Here is a 15,256-nt window from a genome sequence, read left to right as displayed (position 1 = left end):
GCCCGGAAACGACGAGACGCGTGCGGGCGCTGTCCAGCCTGGAGGAGACACCATGACGAACCGATATCTGCAGGACCTGATCGATCAAGCACGCGACCTTCGACCTGCGACGTCGCAGCGCCGCCGCGATTTCCTGCGGCTGTGCGCGGCCGCCGGCATCGCGCCGACGCTGCTGTCGCTCGGCACGAAGGACGCGCGGGCGTCGAACCCGAAGGAAATCGTGCTCAGCGCATGGGGCGGCGAAGCGCGCTCGGCGTTCCGCTCCGCGTACATGGATCCGTTCACGAAGGCGAGCGGGATCCGGATGGGCTACGACTCGTCGCCGGAGGACGGCAAGATCAAGGCGATGGTCGAGAACAGGAACGTGATCTGGGACGTGATGGACCTCGACGGCTTCGCGGCGATCAAGCTCGGCAAGCAGGGCTTCCTGCGGCCGATCGATTATTCGGTGGTTGGCCGCAACGCGTTGCCGGGGCTCGCATCGGACTTCGGCGCGCCGTCGTATCTGCTGAGCTACGTGCTCGCGTACGACGCGCGCAAGTTCGGCGCGAATCCGCCGAAGAACTGGGCCGATTTCTGGGATGTCGGCAAGTTTCCGGGCAAGCGCGGGTTGTGGAAGTGGATGGGCGGCGCGCTCGAAGCCGCGCTGATGGCCGACGGCGTCGACAAGGACAAGGTCTATCCGATCGACGTGCCGCGCGCGCTGAAGAAACTGAAGGCGTTGCGCTCGAACGTGCTGCTGTGGGATTCGGGCGCGGATAGCCTGCAGCTGCTGCGCAATGGCGAAGTCAGCATGGCGTGCATCTGGCACACGCGTGCGAACGTGATCCAGCGCGAGAGCAACGGCCGGTTCCGCTATACGTGGGAGCAGGGACTCGCGTCGTGCGATGTGTGGGGCGTGCCGAAGAACAATCCGTCGGGCGATGCCGTCTGGCAGTTCATCAAGTTCGTGCAGGGCATCGAGCCGCAGGTGCGCCTGCTGTCGCTGCTCGGCAACGGGCCGGTGACGCCGGCCGCGACCGCCGCGGTGCCGCAGGCGCTGCGCGCCGACAATCCCGGCACGCCGGAGAACTGGGCGAAGCAGTGCAAGGTGAATCCCGAGTGGTGGGCGCAGCACTATGAAGCGACGCTCGCACAGTACACCGACCTGATGTCGTCCTGAGCCGCCGCCTCGTGAGCGTCACGCCATGAATACCCTCTCTACTCCCGTCGCGGGCGCTGTCCCGCTCGGCCGTGCGAAGGCCGATCGCTACTGGCTGCTCGTCGTGCCGCTGCTCGCGGTGCTGATCGTGCTGTACGTGTATCCGCTCGTGCGCGTGCTATGGCTCGGCTTCACCGTGCCGGAGCCCGGTTTGCAGAACTACGCGCGGCTGCTCGACAACCACGGCGTGCATCGCGTGCTGTGGACGACGCTGCGCGTGTGCGCCGTCACGACCGTCTGCTCGGTCGCGCTCGGCTACGCGATTGCGTATGCGATGGCGCATGTCGGCCCGCGCCAGCGGATGGCGCTGATGTTCGGGCTGCTCGTGCCGTTCTGGGCGTCGGTGCTGGTGCGCGCGTTCTCGTGGCTGTTCCTGCTCGGCGAGCAGGGGCTCGTCAACACGCTGCTGATGCGCATCGGGCTGATCGACGCGCCGCTTCCGCTGATGCGCAACGAGATCGGCGTCGTGATCGGGATGATTCATTTCATGATTCCGTATGCGGTGCTGCCGCTGTACGCGAACATGAAGGGCATCGACCCGCAGCTCGCGCGCGCGTCGCAGGGGCTCGGCGCGGGCGCGCTCGTCACGTTCCGCAAGGTGTATTTCCCGCAGACGCGGCCGGGCATCGTCGGCGCGGCGATCCTCGTGTTCATCTTCTCGCTCGGCTTCTACGTGACGCCGGTGATCCTCGGCGGCGGCCGCACGGTGATGATCGCCGAATACATCAGCACGCAGATCCTGCAGCTGGTGAACTGGGGCAGCGGGGCGGCGCTCGCGTCGCTGCTGCTGGCGTCGATCCTGGCCGCGCTCGCGCTGCTCGCGCGTTTCGTCGACCTGCGCGAGCTGTTCGGCGCGCGCTGACCCGACCGGAGAACGAACCGATGAAAAACCGAATGACCGCAGGACGCGCGCTGGTGGTCGGCATCGCATGGGCCGCGATCCTGTTCCTGATGTTGCCGCTGCTCGTGTCGGTGCCGGTGTCGCTGACGCCGAACGATTACCTGTCGATGCCGGACGGCACGCTGTCGCTGCGGCACTACGGTGCCCTGCTCGACGACGACGGCTGGCTGTCGAGCTTCCTGCAGAGCGGGCTGATCGCGCTGGTGTCGTCGGTGATCTCCGTCACGCTCGGCACGCTGTGCGCGATCGGGCTGTGGAAGGTCGCGTCGCGGCGCGGCGAGTTCGTGCGCGGTGTGATCCTGTTTCCGCTGATCGTGCCGCCGATCGTGTCGGCACTCGCGTTCTACCGGTTGTGGGGCGAGCTGGGCATGCTCGACAGTTTTCCGGCCGCGATCCTGTCGCATGTCGTGCTGTCGGTGCCGTACGTGGTGGTGGCTGTTTCCGCATCGCTCGCGACGGTCGGGCTGCGGATCGAGCAGGCGTCGCGCAGCCTCGGCGCGAACGTCGCGCAGACGCTGCGTTACGTGATCCTGCCGTCGATCAAGCCGGGCGTGCTGTCGGCCGCGGTGTTCGCGTTCATCCTGTCGTGGGACGAACTCGTCGTCACGCTGTTCATCTCGAGCCGCCACGTGTACACGCTGCCGCGCCGCATGTGGGACGGGATGCGCGAGAACGTCGATCCGGCGATCGCGTCGGTGTCCACGCTGCTACTCGTCGCGACCTGCGTGGCGATCGGCCTGTCGCTGCTGCGCAGGCGCGCGGCCGGGTCCGTCTGAATTCCACCCTTCAACGTTACGTTGCGGAGAAAAATCGCACCATGAAAGTCCTGATCGTTCACGCCCATCCCGAACCGCAGTCGTTCACGACGTCGATGCTGCACCGCGCGGTGAGCACGCTCGAAGCGCAGGGGCATACCGTGACGGTGTCCGACCTGTACGCGATGCAGTGGAATCCGGTCGCGAGCGCGGCCGATTTCGGCGTGCGCAAGAACCCCGACTATCTCGTCTACGCACTGGAGCAGCGCGAGAACGTCGCCGCGCACGCGATCGCGCCCGACATTGCCGCGGAACTCGACAAGCTCGTCGCATGCGACCTGCTGATCCTGAGCTTCCCGCTGTTCTGGTGCTCGGTGCCGGCGATCATGAAAGGCTGGATCGACCGTGTGCTCGTGTCGGGCAAGGTGTACGGCGGTGTGCGTTTCTACGATCGCGGCGGGATGCGCGGCAAGCGCGCGCTGCTCGCCTATACCTGCGGCGGCCGCGACTACATGTTCGGCGCGGACGGCGTGCATGGTGAGATGGACCTGATGCTGCGTCATGTGCTGCGCGGCACGCTCGGCTACGCGGGCTTCGACGTGCTGCCGTCGTTCGTCGGCTATCACGTGCCGTATATCGGCGACGCGGAGCGCGCGGCCGTGCTCGAACGGTACGACGCGTACCTCGCGCAGCTCGACCGGCTCGAACCGATGGCGTTTCCGACGCTCGACGATTTCGACGGCGACATGCGGTCGCGCGAACGTGCGGCGCAGGAAGCCGCGCAGGACTGAGCGCGAGACTGGCCGCGCTGCCGCCGCGTTTTTCAACCACCCGACCGCATGTGAGTTCGAGCAATGACCCTGACGTCGAGCGACGTGCTGCTGTTCCTGACCGGCCTGTTGACGCTGTTCTGCCCGCCGGTCGCGATCCCGATGTACGCGGCCGTCACCGGGCATTTTCCCGACGTGACACAGCGGCAGATCGCGCTCAGGCTGTTCGCGTGGATCGCCGTGCTGATGGTCGGCGCGGTGTGGGGCGGGCAGTTTCTGCTGCGCATGCTCGGCCTCACGCTCGGCGCATTGACGCTGACCGGCGGGCTCGTGCTGTGCCTGTGGTCGATCCCGATGATGCGCGGCACGGCGAACGACGAACGCAGCGGCGGCGACACGCGGCTGGAGTATGCGCAGTGGCGCAACTACATCGCGGTGCCGTTGATTTTCCCGCTGTCGATCGGCAGCGCGGTGATGTCGCTCGTGATCACGACGGCGACGCGCTTTCATACGCCGGCCGACCTGCTGGCGCTGAGCGCGGTGTGCGTGCTGCATGCCGGCGTGATCGGGCTCACGTATGCGTGCTCGGCGTCGTGGTGCCGCCGGCTCGGCGAGATCGGCAGGACGCTGGTCGAGCGGCTGTCGGGCATCGTGCTGACCGCGATCGCGTTCCAGATGCTCGCGCGGGGCGTGCGCGAATTGCTGCCGGGGCTCGCGCATTGACGGCTGCGCCGGCCGGCGCGTGATTCAGAAACCTATCCTCAACGATGGAAGCGAAATGAAAACAGTAGGCATGTACCTCGTCGACCTGCTCGCCGCATACGGCGTCGACACGGTGTTCGGCATTCCCGGCGTGCATACGATCGAGCTGTACCGCGGGCTGGCCGGCAGCGCGTTGCGCCACGTGAGCGCGCGCCACGAGCAGGGCCTCGGCTTCATGGCGGACGGCTATGCGCGCGCGACCGGCAAGCCCGGCGTGTGTTTCGTGATCACCGGCCCCGGGATGACGAACATCGCGACGTCTATGGCGCAGGCCTATGCGGATTCGATTCCGATGCTGGTGATTTCCAGCGTCAACGCGTCCGGCGATATCGGTTCCGGCAACGGCCATCTGCACGAATTGCCGGACCAGGATGCGTTCGCGGAGAACATCGCCGCGTTCAGCTACACGGTGCCGCGCGCCGACGCGCTGCCGCAGGCGATCGCGCGCGCGTTCGCGGTGTTTTCGGGCGGCCGGCCGCGCCCGGTGCACATCCAGATTCCGCTCGACGTGCTCGCGGCGCCGGCGGACACGTTGCCGCCGGTGCCGGCCGCGCCGCCGCGCATCGCGCCGGGCCCGGCATCGGCCGACGGCATCGACGCGCTGCGTGCGAAGGTGGCTGCCGCACGCGCGCCGCTGATCCTCGCGGGCGGCGGCGCGCTCGGCGCGGCCGGCGACGTGCGTTGGCTCGCGGAAGCGCTCGATGCGCCGGTCGTGATGACGATCAACGGACGCGGCGTGCTGCCGCCCGCGCATCCGCTCGGCATCGCGTGGTCGGCGTCGAGCGACGCGGTGCGCGCGCTGATGCGCGACAGCGACCTGATCGTCGCGCTCGGCACCGAGCTCGGGCCGACCGATTACGACCTGTATGCGACGCGCAGCTTTTCGATGCCCGCGCCGCTCGTGCGGATCGACATCGATCCGCAGCAGCTGTGCCGCAATGCGGTGCCGGCGCTGCCGCTGCTCGGCGACGTCGGCGAAACCCTGCGTGCGCTGCGGCGTGCATGGCCCGACGCGCATGCCCGTGCGGCTGGCGACGGCCCCGAACGCGCGGCGGTGTGCCGTGCGGCGGCGCGGCAGGAACTGAACGACGAGATGCGGCGCGACCTCGCGCTGCTCGACAGCGTGCGCGACGCGCTGCCCGATGCGGCCATCGTCGGCGACTCGACGCGCATCGTCTATGCGGGCAACGTCGGTTTCGCGGCGCCGCGCCCGCGCAGCTGGTTCAACGCGTCGGTCGGCTTCGGCTCGCTCGGCTACGGGTTGCCGGCCGCCGTCGGTGCGAGCCTTGGCGATGCGTCGCGGCCGGTCGTCTGCGTCGCTGGCGACGGCGGGTTCCAGTACACGCTCGCCGAGCTCGGCACCGCGGTGCAGCATCGTGCGCGCGTGATCGTCGTGCTGCTGAACAACGGCGGTTACGGAGAGATCAAGCAGGCCATGGTCGACGGCGGCGTCGAGCCAGTCGGCGTGGATCTGCACACGCCGGACTTCGTCGCGATCGCGCGGGCGTATGGATGGGGCGCGCAGCGCGTCGAAGAGGGCGCGTCGCTGGCCGGGGCGCTCAGCGAAGCGGCGGCGCATGACGCGCCGTATCTGATCGAGATTCGCGTGCGCTGAAAACGCGAACGGCCTCGCGATGCGAGGCCGTCGTGTGCGCCGCCGGGTTTCCGGCGGCGCTGCTGCGTCATGTCGCCGGCGCGCCGCGTTACGCGCGCTTGCGGGCCGTTTTCGGCGGCGGGAGAAACGAATCGACGACGCGCAGGCAGCTCGTCAGCGCGTCTTCCGCGGTAAACGACGTCGGGTCGCGTGCGAGTTCGAGCCAGAACCCGTCGATCACGGCCGTCAGCGTCAGCGCGGCGAGATCGCTGTCGACGGTGCCGCCGCGCACTTCGGCGATCTGGTCGAACAGTTTCTTCAACGCCTGCCGGTAGCCGGCGTACAGCTCCTTGTGCGCCTTGCGGATCACCGGATCGCTGTGCGCGACGCTCCAGAAGCCGAGCCAGACCTTCACGTTCTTCGGCGCGAACACCGGCGCGGCGAAACACACCTTGATGATCGCGTCGAGCTTGTCCTCGGGGCCCGTCGCGTTCGCGGCGGCCGCGCGCGACACGTCGAGCAGGTCGGCGGCGAGCCGCTTGTAGGTCTGCGCCATCAGCTCGTCTTTCGACTGGAAGTGATGGTTGATCAGCCCGCGCGACACCTTCGCTTCCGCGCAGATGCGGTCGATCGTGGTTTCCGAATAGCTGTAGCGCGCGATGCAGCGCATCGTCGCGTCGATGATCGATTGCTGCCGCACGGCGGGCGTTTCGCGAATGCCGCGGCTGCGGGTCTGAACCGGTGCGCTGCCAGGAGTCTTTTTCACGGAGTGACCTTACGGAATCGTCATGGCACCGATTATAGGGGAGTGTCGGACGCTTGTTCAATTACAGCGGCGGAACCCGCGAAAACCCTTGCTTCCGGATTATTGAAATCTGTTGAACCTCCGTTCAACAGAGCCTATACTCGACTCCGCATGAGGTTGGTCGGCCATTCAACAAGACGCCGCGATCCCCCACGGGGCGGGCGTGAGAATTCGACACGGGAGACAGCATGTTGGCGCGGGTGGAGAGCGTGAAGACAGCCGTCGAGGAGCGCGTGCAGGTGACGGACCTGCACAAGCGGTTCGGCGAGCTGGAGGTGTTGAAGGGTGTGTCGCTGAGCGCGCACGAAGGCGAAGTGATCTCGTTGATCGGCGCGAGCGGCTCGGGCAAGAGCACGCTGCTCCGCTGCATCAATCTGCTGGAGACGCCGACCCGTGGACGTATCGTCGTCGACGGCGAGGAGATCGGGCTGAAAGTCGACCGCAAGGGCCGCACGGTGGCGACCGATCCGCGCCAGGTCGAGCGCATCCGCACGCGTCTCGGCATGGTGTTCCAGAGCTTCAACCTGTGGGCGCACCGCACGGTGCTCGAAAACGTGATCGAGATGCCGGTGCACGTGCTGCGCGAACCGCGAGCCGAAGCGATCGCGCGTGCCGAACAGCTGCTCGAGCGCGTCGGCCTCGCCGACAAGCGCAACGTCTATCCCGCATTCCTGTCCGGCGGCCAGCAGCAGCGTGTCGCGATTGCGCGCGCGCTGGCTATGCGGCCGAAAGTCATGCTGTTCGACGAGCCGACTTCCGCGCTCGATCCCGAACGCGTCGGCGAAGTGCTGCAGGTGATCCGCGATCTCGCGTGCGAAGGCCGCACGATGATTCTCGTTACGCACGAGATGGCGTTCGCACGCGACGTATCGAACAAGGTGCTGTTCCTGCACCAAGGGCGCGTCGAGGAGAGCGGCACGCCGCGTGAAATCTTCGACGCGCCGCAGAGCGAACGCTGCCGTCAGTTCGTCAACGCACACCGGCAACGCCGCTGAACCGCAGGCATGGCCTGCGCGGCCGGCCGGGACGGTACCGGCCGTACCCATGCCGGTCGCACCGATCCCTATCTTTCCCGCAAGGAGTCCGACCATGAAACGCGTCGTACGCAGTCTGCTGTGCCTGTTGAGTCTCGTTCTCGCGGCGCTCGCGCCGCTCGGTTCCGCGCACGCGTCGTCGGGCGTGCTGCGCTTCGGCGTCGCTGCCGAGCCGTATCCGCCGTTCCTGATGAAGAGTCCGACCGGACAGTGGAGCGGCTTCGAGGCCGATCTGATCCGCGCACTGTGCGAGCAGATGAAGGCGAAGTGCGAGATCAGGGAAGTCGCGTGGGACGGCATCATCCCGGCGCTGCTCAGCGACAAGATCGACGTCATCTTCAACTCGATGTCGATCACGCCGGAGCGCCAGAAGGTGATCGCGTTCTCGCGGCCGTACTACGAGACGCCGGGCACGTTCGTCGGTGCGAAGAACCAGAAGCTCACGCTGACGCCGGACGGCCTCAAGGGCAAGGTGATCGGCGTGCAGGGCTCCACCGCGAACGCCGAATTCATCAAGATGGCGTACGGCAAGAGCGCGACGGTGCGCCTGTACAACACGCAGGACGACTGCAACTCGGACCTCGTCGCCGGCCGCATCGACACGATGTACCTCGACCAGCTCGGCATCCTCGATTTCCTCAAGTCGAAGGACGGTGCCGCGTTCGAGCTGAAGGGCCCCGGCAGCGTGAAGATGGATCCGGCGATCTTCGGCTACGGCGTCGGTGCGGGCATGCGCAAGGCCGATGCGCCGCTCAAGCAGCAGATGGACCAGGCGCTCGAACAGCTGCACGCATCGGGCAAGTACGCGCAGATCGCCAAGAAGTACTTCCCGATCGACCTCTGGCCGCACTGATCGCACGGATACGCGCCGACGCGCGCCACGCACGGAACAGGAGGAGGCATGGACGGTTGGGGATGGGTGAGTTACCTGGGCATGGACCCGGACGGCTGGGGCGTCGCGCTGCTGCAGGGCGCGGGCGTCACGCTCGAGATTTCGCTCGGCGCGTTCGTCGTCGGGATCGTACTCGGGTTGCTGGGCGCGGCCGCGAAACTGTCCGGCGTGGGCGTGCTGCAACGGCTCGCGCAGGGTTACACGACGCTGTGCCGCGCGGTGCCCGAACTGCTGCTGATCCTGCTGCTCTATTACGCGGGCACCGACGCGATCAACCTGCTGATGACGGCGATCGGCGTCGGGCCGGTGGCGGTCAACGGCTTTGCCGCGGCGGTGATCGTGCTTGGCATCGTGCAGGGCGCGTACGCGGCCGAGATCATCCGTGGCGCGATCCTCGCGATCCCGTACGGGCAGATCGAGGCCGCGCGTGCATTCGGCGCGTCGCCCGCGCTCGTGTTCCGGCGCGTGACGCTGCCGGCGATGGCGCCGTATGCGCTGGCCGGCTTCACGAACCTGTGGCTGATCCTGGTGAAGGACAGCGCGCTGATCAGCGTGGTCGGCTACAGCGAGTTGCTCTACACAGCGAAGCAGGCGGCCGGCTCGACGCGCGAGTACATGCATTACTACCTGATGGTCGCGGCCGTGTACTTCGCGATCACGTCGCTGTCCGGCATGCTGTTCCGCGAGATCGAGCGGCGTTTCGGCCGCTGGATGCCGGCGTCGTGAACCGCGTCGCGCCTTCCCACGGATTTTTCGACCGAACCGGATCAACGTCATGGATCTGAGCGTACTGTCCTCCTACGGGTCGCTGCTGCTGCTCGGCGTGCTGACCACCGTCAAGCTGCTCGTCATCTCGGCCGTGTTCGGCTTCGCGCTCGCGATCGCCGTCGCGTTTGCACGGCTGTCGGCCAATCCGGTCATCGCGCGCGCCAGCAAGGCTTTCACCGAGGTGATTCGCGGCACGCCGCTGCTCGTGCAGATCTACCTGATCTACTACGGCGTCGGCTCGCTGTTCGCCGGCTGGCCCGCCTTGCGCGACAGCGTGCTGTGGCCGTTCCTGCGCGACGGCTTCTGGTATGTCGCGTTCGCGCTGGTGATCAGCGTCGGCGCATATGTCGGCGAAGTGCTGCGCGCGGGCCTGCGCGGCGTGCCGAAGGGCGAGATCGAGGCCGCGCGCGCGATGGGGATGCGCCCGTCGATGATCGCGCGGCGCGTGTGGCTGCCGCGTGCGATCCAGATCCTGCTGCCGACGTTGGCCGGCGAAACGGTGATGCTGCTGAAGTCGACCGCGCTCGCATCGACGGTCGCGGTGATGGACGTGCTCGGCGCCGCGAACTACATTCGTGCGCAGACGTTGCGGACCTACGAGCCGCTGCTGGCGATCGCCGTGATCTACGTCGTGCTGGCGTTCGTGATCGAACGCGCATTCGGCCGGCTCGAGCGGCGTGTGCCGGTGCGCATGCCGCGTTGAAGAACCACTGACAGCGCGGCGGCCGCTCTGGCGCTGCGCGATGGAGAACGCATGAACTATTCGAAGCTGGTCGATCGTCTGAAGGGCAAGCGCACGACCGCATGGGACATTCATTATGCGGCGCAGCGCGCTGTCGCGGCAGGGGAGCCGGCCATCATCCTGAGTGTCGGCGATCCGGATTTCTCGACGCCCGACGTGATCGTCGAGCGCGCGGTCGCCGCGCTGCGCGGCGGCGATACGCACTACAGCGAAGTGCGCGGGCGTGCCGAACTGCGCGCGGCGATCGCGCGCGAGCATGCGAAAGCGTCCGGGCAGCCGGTCGGCGCCGAGCACGTGATCGTGACGGCAGGCGCGCAGAACGCGCTGTTCGCGATGGCGATGTGCCTGTGCGAGGCAGGCGACGAGGTAATCGTGCCCGAGCCGATGTATCTCACGTACGAAGCGAGCGTGCGCGCATCGGGCGCGACGCTCGTACCGGTGCCCGTCGACGCGTCGCGCGGTTTTCATCTCGACTTCGATGCGCTCGAAGCGGCCGTGACGCCGCGCACGAAGGCGATCTTCCTGGCGACGCCGTGCAACCCGACCGGCGTCGTGATGCCGCGCGCCGATCTCGAACGGATCGCACGGCTCGCCTGCGAGCGCGATCTGTGGGTCGTGTCCGACGAGGTCTATGCGGAACTGACGTTCGAGCGCGACATGGTCAGCATCGCGGCGCTTCCCGGGATGGCGGAGCGCACGGTGACGATCGGCAGCCTGTCGAAGTCGCATGCGATGCCGGGCTGGCGGGTCGGCTGGGCGATCGGCCCGACCGAGCTGATCGAGCACGCGGAGCGGCTCGCGCTGTGCATGCTGTACGGGCTGCCGGGCTTCATCCAGCAGGCGGCCGTCGCCGCGCTCGACAACAAGGCGGCTATCGTCGCCGACATGCGGGAGCTGTACCGCCGCCGCCGCGACCTGGCCTACGCGCGCCTGCGCGACGTGCCGGGGCTGCGCTGCCTGCTGCCGGAGGCAGGGATGTTCATGATGGTCGACGTGCGCGGCACGGGGCTGGATGCGCACGCGTTCACGTGGGGGCTGTTCCGTGCGAAGCAGGTCGCATTGCTCGACGCGAGCGCGTTCGGCGATACTGCAGCCGGCTTCGTGCGCTTCGGCTTCGTCGTCGACGATGCGACGCTGGCCGACGCGTGCGAGCGCATTGCGGCATTCGTTGCGAGCCTGAGCGCGGATTCGCGCGCGTCGTCGTGATGCCCGGAGGGCTTCGAATGGAGGACGGACGATGATCGAAACGCTGACATGGCAGGTGCCGGGCGATGGCGGGCAGCCGCTCGCGATCCGCGCGTGGCGGCTGTCGGGCGGCGACGGGCCGCGCGTGCACCTGCAGGCCGGCGTGCACGCGGACGAGATAGCCGGCATGCTCGTGCTGCACCGGTTGCTGCCGCAACTTTGCGCGGCGCACGATCGCGGTGTGCTGCGCGGCACGGTGACGGTCGTGCCGCAGGCGAACCCTCTCGGGCTCGCGCAGTTCCGGCAAGGGCGGCTGCTCGGCCGCTTCCACGATGCGACGCACCGCAATTTCAACCGGCATTTCCACGAATCGGCCGCCTCGCGCCGGCCCGCGACGACGTTCGCCGCGTGGCAGCGCACGTTGTTCGACGCCGCGTGCGATGCCGACATCGTGCTCGATCTGCATACCGATTCCGACGCGTTGCCTTATGTGTACCTCCACAGCGACCTGTGGCCCGCTGGCCGCGATCTCGCGGCGGCGCTCGATGCCGACGTTGCGATTCTGTGGGACGAGGACGACGACGGCGCATTCGAAGGCGCGATCGCCTCGCACTGGGCGCGCGGCGGCGCGTCGCGCGAGCGGCTCGTCGCGACCGTCGAACTGCGCGGGCAATCCGACGTTTCCGATGCGCTCGCCGAGCGCGACGCGGACGGCTTGCTTGCATTCCTGCGCGGCCGCGGCGTGATCGCGGAGCCGGCCGGCGTACACGAATGGCGCGGCGAGGCCGTGCCGATCGCGCATATGGAGACGGTGTTGGCGCCTGTGTCGGGCGTGCTCGTGTACGAACGCGAACTCGGTGTGACGGTCGATGCCGGCGAACGGATTGCACGGATCGTTGCGCATCCCGGCGTGCCCGGCAGCGAGCATGTGCTGGTCGCGCCGCAGGCCGGGCGCATCGTCACGCGCAATCGCGAGCGGCTGGTCGCCCAGGGCGACGTCGCGTTGAAGCTGACGGGTTCGCGACCGTCGGCCGGGTGGTCGGGTGGTGCGCTCGATCCCTGAGCGACGAATGCGCGGGTCGGCGACAGCCCGTGCATTCGATCCGTCGTCACGCTCAAATGCATTCGGAAAGAATCCGGCTCTCGGATAACGCGCGAACGTTTTGCCGATATTCGACCGGAATGAGCGGGTGGATCACGAATAAAAGAATGAATATCCGCAATTCGATGTGCCTGGTCGGCCGGGAGGCCAGACGGAGCCGGCGGGCCGGAGGTTAACGGCAAATTCGCGCAAGACTTTAGATTTTTCTCGCCGCAATTCATTATTGTGATTTTCTAAATGACCAATTGATTTTCGGTCATCGGACAGTCATACACCATCCCCGATAATTCGCCGCTCACATTCTTTCAACAGGCCAAGGGGCGATCGAAGCCGGATCGCTGCGGGGAGCTGTACTCATGACCATCCGTCATCGCATCACGTTGCTAGTCGTCCTGACGTTTCTCGCGCTGTCCGCGATCGGCGTATACGCCGTGTACCAGACACGCAAGAGTGCGTCCGAAGTGCGTCAGGTTACCCAGGGAATCGTGCCGAGCGCGCTCGCATCGGCGGATCTCGTCGCCGACGTGAAGAACATCCAGATCGCCACGATGACGCTGATCTACGCGCCGGATGCAAACACCGCCGCGCAGGCGCGCGACGAACTGAAGGCAAAGCAGGGCGCGCTGCGCGCAGCGCTCGATGCGCAGGCGAAGTCCGCCGTCGGGCAAGCGCAGGAAGGCCTCGTCACGCAGGCGAAGGACAGCGCCGCGAACTATTTCTCGGCGATCGACGATACCGTGAAAATGAAGACGGATGGCAAGCCGGAGATGGCGCAGGCTTACCTGTTCGCGAACGTCGCGCAGTATCGCGACGAACTGGAAAGCATCGTCGGCACGCTGCGTGTCGAGAAGAATCGCCAGAAGGACGACGCGATCCATGCGCTGAACGGGATGCTGTCGACCACGGCGACCGCAATCGCGGGTGTGGCCGGCACCGTCGTCGTGCTGCTGACCGCACTTGGTTTCGTGCTGTATCGCCAGATCACGCGTCCGCTGAGCCGGATGCAGACGATGATGAGCGAGATCGCGACGAGCCAGGATTTCACGCGCCGCGTGCCGGTGGGCCGGATGGACGAGATCGGCCATTCGATCGTCGCGTTCAACGGGATGATCGAGAAGATTCAGGAGAACGCCGCGCAACTGAAGCAGAAGACGGCCGACATCCAGGCGATGCTGCAGAACATGCAGCAAGGGATCCTGACCGTTGTCGAAGGCGGCGTCGTGCATGGGGAATATTCGGCTTACCTCGAAACCATCTTCGAGACGAACGACATCGCGGGCCGCGACCTGATGGCGCTCGTGTTCGACGATTCGGGCATCGGCCCGGACGCGCGCTCGCAGGTCGATGCGGCCGTGCATGCGTGTCTCGGCGAGGACAGCATGAACTTCGCGTTCAACGAGCACTTGCTCGTCAACGAAGTCGCGAAGCGGATGCCGGACGGCCGCGAGAAGTGGCTCGACCTGAGCTGGTCGGCGATTACCGACGAGACCGATACGGTTGCGCGCCTGATGCTGTGCGTGCGCGACGTGACCGAGATCCGCGAGCTGACCGCGCAGGCCGGCGAGCAGCAGCGCCGTCTCGAGATGATCGGCGAGATCCTGTCGATCAGCCAGGACAAGTTTCACGACTTCGTGCACAGCGCGAAGGGCTTCCTCAGCGAGAACGAGCGGATGATCCGCCAGCACGAACGCGCGGATCATTCGATCGTCGCGGCGCTGTTCCGCAACATGCACACGATCAAGGGCAATGCGCGCACGTACAGCCTCCAGCACCTGACGAACATCGTCCATGAAGCGGAGCAGGCGTACGAATCGCTACGCCACGCGGACGGCGGACCCGAGTGGAACCGCGACGCGCTGATGGACGATCTGTCCCGCGTGCGCGAGGCCGTCGATCACTACGCGACGATCAACGCGGTCACGCTCGGCCGCAATGGCGACCCGGCCCGGCACGGCGGCGCCGACTACCTGATGGTCGAGCGCGCGCATATCAGCGAGAGCCTGCGCATGCTCGACGGCGCCGATCCGGCGAACGCGGGCGACTGGCACGCAGCGCGCGATTCGGTGCGCCGTTTGCTGAGCCAGTTCGGCACGCTGGGCATCGGTGAAACGCTGGGCGGCGTGATCGAGTCGCTGCCGTCGCTCGCGGCGGAGCTCGGCAAGCCGGCGCCCGTCGTGCATATCGACAGCCACGGCCATCGTGTGCGCGGCGAGATCGCCGCGACGCTGAAGAACGTATTCATGCACCTGCTGCGCAATTCGGTCGACCACGGTATCGAAACCTCCGATGAGCGTCGTGCGGCGGGGAAGGCGCCGGCCGGCACGATCGACATCGCGGTCGCCGTCGGGAACGGCGCACTGCGCTTCGTGCTAGGCGACGACGGTCGCGGTCTCGCGCTCGACCGGATTCGCGCAATCGCGCGCGAGCGCGGCTGGATCGACGACGACAACGAAACGGCGCTGTCCGACGAGGCTGTCGCGGAGCTGATTTTCCGGCCCGGCTTCTCGACCGCGAGCGCGGTGACCGAAGTGTCGGGGCGCGGCGTCGGGATGGATGCGGTGCGCAACTTCCTGAAGCGCGACGGCGGCGATATCGCGCTGCGCTTCACCGACGATTGCGTCGGCGCGCCGTATCGCGCATTCCAGACGGTCGTGTCGCTGCCCGAGCGCTTTGCGGCGAACGGAAGCGCCCACGAAGCCGCACACGTATCCGCAGGCGTCGCGAACGCCGACGCAACGGAGTGAC

Annotated in this window: 14 protein-coding genes; 13 read left to right on the top strand and 1 reads right to left on the bottom strand. The window is 67.1% G+C overall.

Annotated elements, in window-relative coordinates:
* Window positions 1–52 precede the first annotated feature (52 nt).
* The 6 genes from DIE13_RS05965 to DIE13_RS05940 all read left to right on the top strand — a co-directional run bounded on the left by DIE13_RS05965 (window position 53) and on the right by DIE13_RS05940 (window position 6,004).
* Window positions 53–1,162: an ABC transporter substrate-binding protein gene (locus tag DIE13_RS05965; protein ID WP_124826271.1), complete on the top strand. Its 1,110-nt coding sequence runs from the start codon at window positions 53–55 to the stop codon at window positions 1,160–1,162.
* 25 nt (window positions 1,163–1,187) lie between these two features.
* Window positions 1,188–2,063, top strand: coding sequence for an ABC transporter permease (locus DIE13_RS05960; protein WP_124826270.1), 876 nt, complete (start codon window positions 1,188–1,190; stop codon window positions 2,061–2,063).
* 32 nt (window positions 2,064–2,095) lie between these two features.
* A complete protein-coding gene (locus tag DIE13_RS05955) occupies window positions 2,096–2,878 on the top strand; it encodes an ABC transporter permease (protein ID WP_233409983.1) in 783 nt (260 codons plus the stop codon).
* A gap of 41 nt (window positions 2,879–2,919) precedes the next feature.
* Window positions 2,920–3,648, top strand: a complete 729-nt coding sequence (locus DIE13_RS05950; RefSeq protein WP_124826268.1) for an NAD(P)H-dependent oxidoreductase — start codon at window positions 2,920–2,922, stop codon at window positions 3,646–3,648.
* A gap of 63 nt (window positions 3,649–3,711) precedes the next feature.
* The gene (locus tag DIE13_RS05945; protein ID WP_124826267.1) at window positions 3,712–4,350 is read left to right on the top strand and encodes a MarC family protein; all 639 of its coding nucleotides are present in this window, start codon (window positions 3,712–3,714) and stop codon (window positions 4,348–4,350) included.
* A 55-nt stretch (window positions 4,351–4,405) separates the two neighbouring features.
* Window positions 4,406–6,004, top strand: a complete 1,599-nt coding sequence (locus tag DIE13_RS05940) for a 5-guanidino-2-oxopentanoate decarboxylase (protein ID WP_124826266.1) — start codon at window positions 4,406–4,408, stop codon at window positions 6,002–6,004.
* 88 nt (window positions 6,005–6,092) lie between these two features.
* On the opposite strand, the gene DIE13_RS05935 is transcribed toward DIE13_RS05940, so the two are convergent.
* On the bottom strand, window positions 6,093–6,749 hold the full coding sequence (locus tag DIE13_RS05935; RefSeq protein WP_233409984.1) for a TetR family transcriptional regulator C-terminal domain-containing protein: 657 nt from the start codon (window positions 6,747–6,749) through the stop codon (window positions 6,093–6,095).
* Window positions 6,750–6,976: 227 nt separating this feature from the next.
* Here DIE13_RS05935 and DIE13_RS05930 point away from each other — a divergent pair, with 227 nt between their 5' ends.
* The 7 genes from DIE13_RS05930 (at window position 6,977) to DIE13_RS05900 (ending at window position 15,255) form a co-directional block, all read left to right on the top strand.
* Window positions 6,977–7,783 (top strand): ABC transporter ATP-binding protein, encoded by an 807-nt coding sequence (locus DIE13_RS05930; RefSeq protein ID WP_124826265.1) that lies wholly within the window; start codon window positions 6,977–6,979, stop codon window positions 7,781–7,783.
* Between the two features lie 94 nt (window positions 7,784–7,877).
* A complete protein-coding gene (locus DIE13_RS05925) occupies window positions 7,878–8,675 on the top strand; it encodes a transporter substrate-binding domain-containing protein (RefSeq protein WP_124826264.1) in 798 nt (265 codons plus the stop codon).
* 48 nt (window positions 8,676–8,723) lie between these two features.
* Entirely contained in the window at window positions 8,724–9,440 is a 717-nt protein-coding gene (locus DIE13_RS05920) for an ABC transporter permease (RefSeq protein ID WP_124826263.1), read from the top strand.
* 49 nt (window positions 9,441–9,489) lie between these two features.
* Window positions 9,490–10,185: an ABC transporter permease gene (locus DIE13_RS05915; protein ID WP_124826262.1), complete on the top strand. Its 696-nt coding sequence runs from the start codon at window positions 9,490–9,492 to the stop codon at window positions 10,183–10,185.
* A gap of 51 nt (window positions 10,186–10,236) precedes the next feature.
* Entirely contained in the window at window positions 10,237–11,430 is a 1,194-nt protein-coding gene (locus DIE13_RS05910) for a pyridoxal phosphate-dependent aminotransferase (protein WP_124826261.1), read from the top strand.
* 31 nt (window positions 11,431–11,461) lie between these two features.
* Window positions 11,462–12,472, top strand: coding sequence for a succinylglutamate desuccinylase/aspartoacylase family protein (locus DIE13_RS05905; protein ID WP_124826260.1), 1,011 nt, complete (start codon window positions 11,462–11,464; stop codon window positions 12,470–12,472).
* Between the two features lie 395 nt (window positions 12,473–12,867).
* A complete protein-coding gene (locus DIE13_RS05900; protein ID WP_124826259.1) occupies window positions 12,868–15,255 on the top strand; it encodes an MCP four helix bundle domain-containing protein in 2,388 nt (795 codons plus the stop codon).
* Window position 15,256: the final 1 nt, after the last annotated feature.

This window comes from Burkholderia sp. Bp9016, assembly GCF_003857765.1.
GTDB lineage: Bacteria > Pseudomonadota > Gammaproteobacteria > Burkholderiales > Burkholderiaceae > Burkholderia.
The sequence above is the reverse complement of the archived record's forward strand: the minus strand, read 5'-3'. Positions and strand labels throughout refer to the sequence as shown.

Bases quoted from the DNA above. Each gene is read 5' to 3' on its own strand.
- DIE13_RS05965 (WP_124826271.1), top strand. From the start codon at position 53: ATGACGAACCGATATCTGCAGGACCTGATCGATCAAGCACGCGACCTT.
- DIE13_RS05910 (WP_124826261.1), top strand. From the start codon at position 10,237: ATGAACTATTCGAAGCTGGTCGATCGTCTGAAGGGCAAGCGCACGACC.
- DIE13_RS05950 (WP_124826268.1), top strand. From the start codon at position 2,920: ATGAAAGTCCTGATCGTTCACGCCCATCCCGAACCGCAGTCGTTCACG.
- DIE13_RS05900 (WP_124826259.1), top strand. From the start codon at position 12,868: ATGACCATCCGTCATCGCATCACGTTGCTAGTCGTCCTGACGTTTCTC.
- DIE13_RS05940 (WP_124826266.1), top strand. From the start codon at position 4,406: ATGAAAACAGTAGGCATGTACCTCGTCGACCTGCTCGCCGCATACGGC.
- DIE13_RS05905 (WP_124826260.1), top strand. From the start codon at position 11,462: ATGATCGAAACGCTGACATGGCAGGTGCCGGGCGATGGCGGGCAGCCG.
- DIE13_RS05945 (WP_124826267.1), top strand. From the start codon at position 3,712: ATGACCCTGACGTCGAGCGACGTGCTGCTGTTCCTGACCGGCCTGTTG.
- DIE13_RS05955 (WP_233409983.1), top strand. From the start codon at position 2,096: ATGACCGCAGGACGCGCGCTGGTGGTCGGCATCGCATGGGCCGCGATC.
- DIE13_RS05915 (WP_124826262.1), top strand. From the start codon at position 9,490: ATGGATCTGAGCGTACTGTCCTCCTACGGGTCGCTGCTGCTGCTCGGC.
- DIE13_RS05925 (WP_124826264.1), top strand. From the start codon at position 7,878: ATGAAACGCGTCGTACGCAGTCTGCTGTGCCTGTTGAGTCTCGTTCTC.
- DIE13_RS05920 (WP_124826263.1), top strand. From the start codon at position 8,724: ATGGACGGTTGGGGATGGGTGAGTTACCTGGGCATGGACCCGGACGGC.
- DIE13_RS05960 (WP_124826270.1), top strand. From the start codon at position 1,188: ATGAATACCCTCTCTACTCCCGTCGCGGGCGCTGTCCCGCTCGGCCGT.
- DIE13_RS05930 (WP_124826265.1), top strand. From the start codon at position 6,977: ATGTTGGCGCGGGTGGAGAGCGTGAAGACAGCCGTCGAGGAGCGCGTG.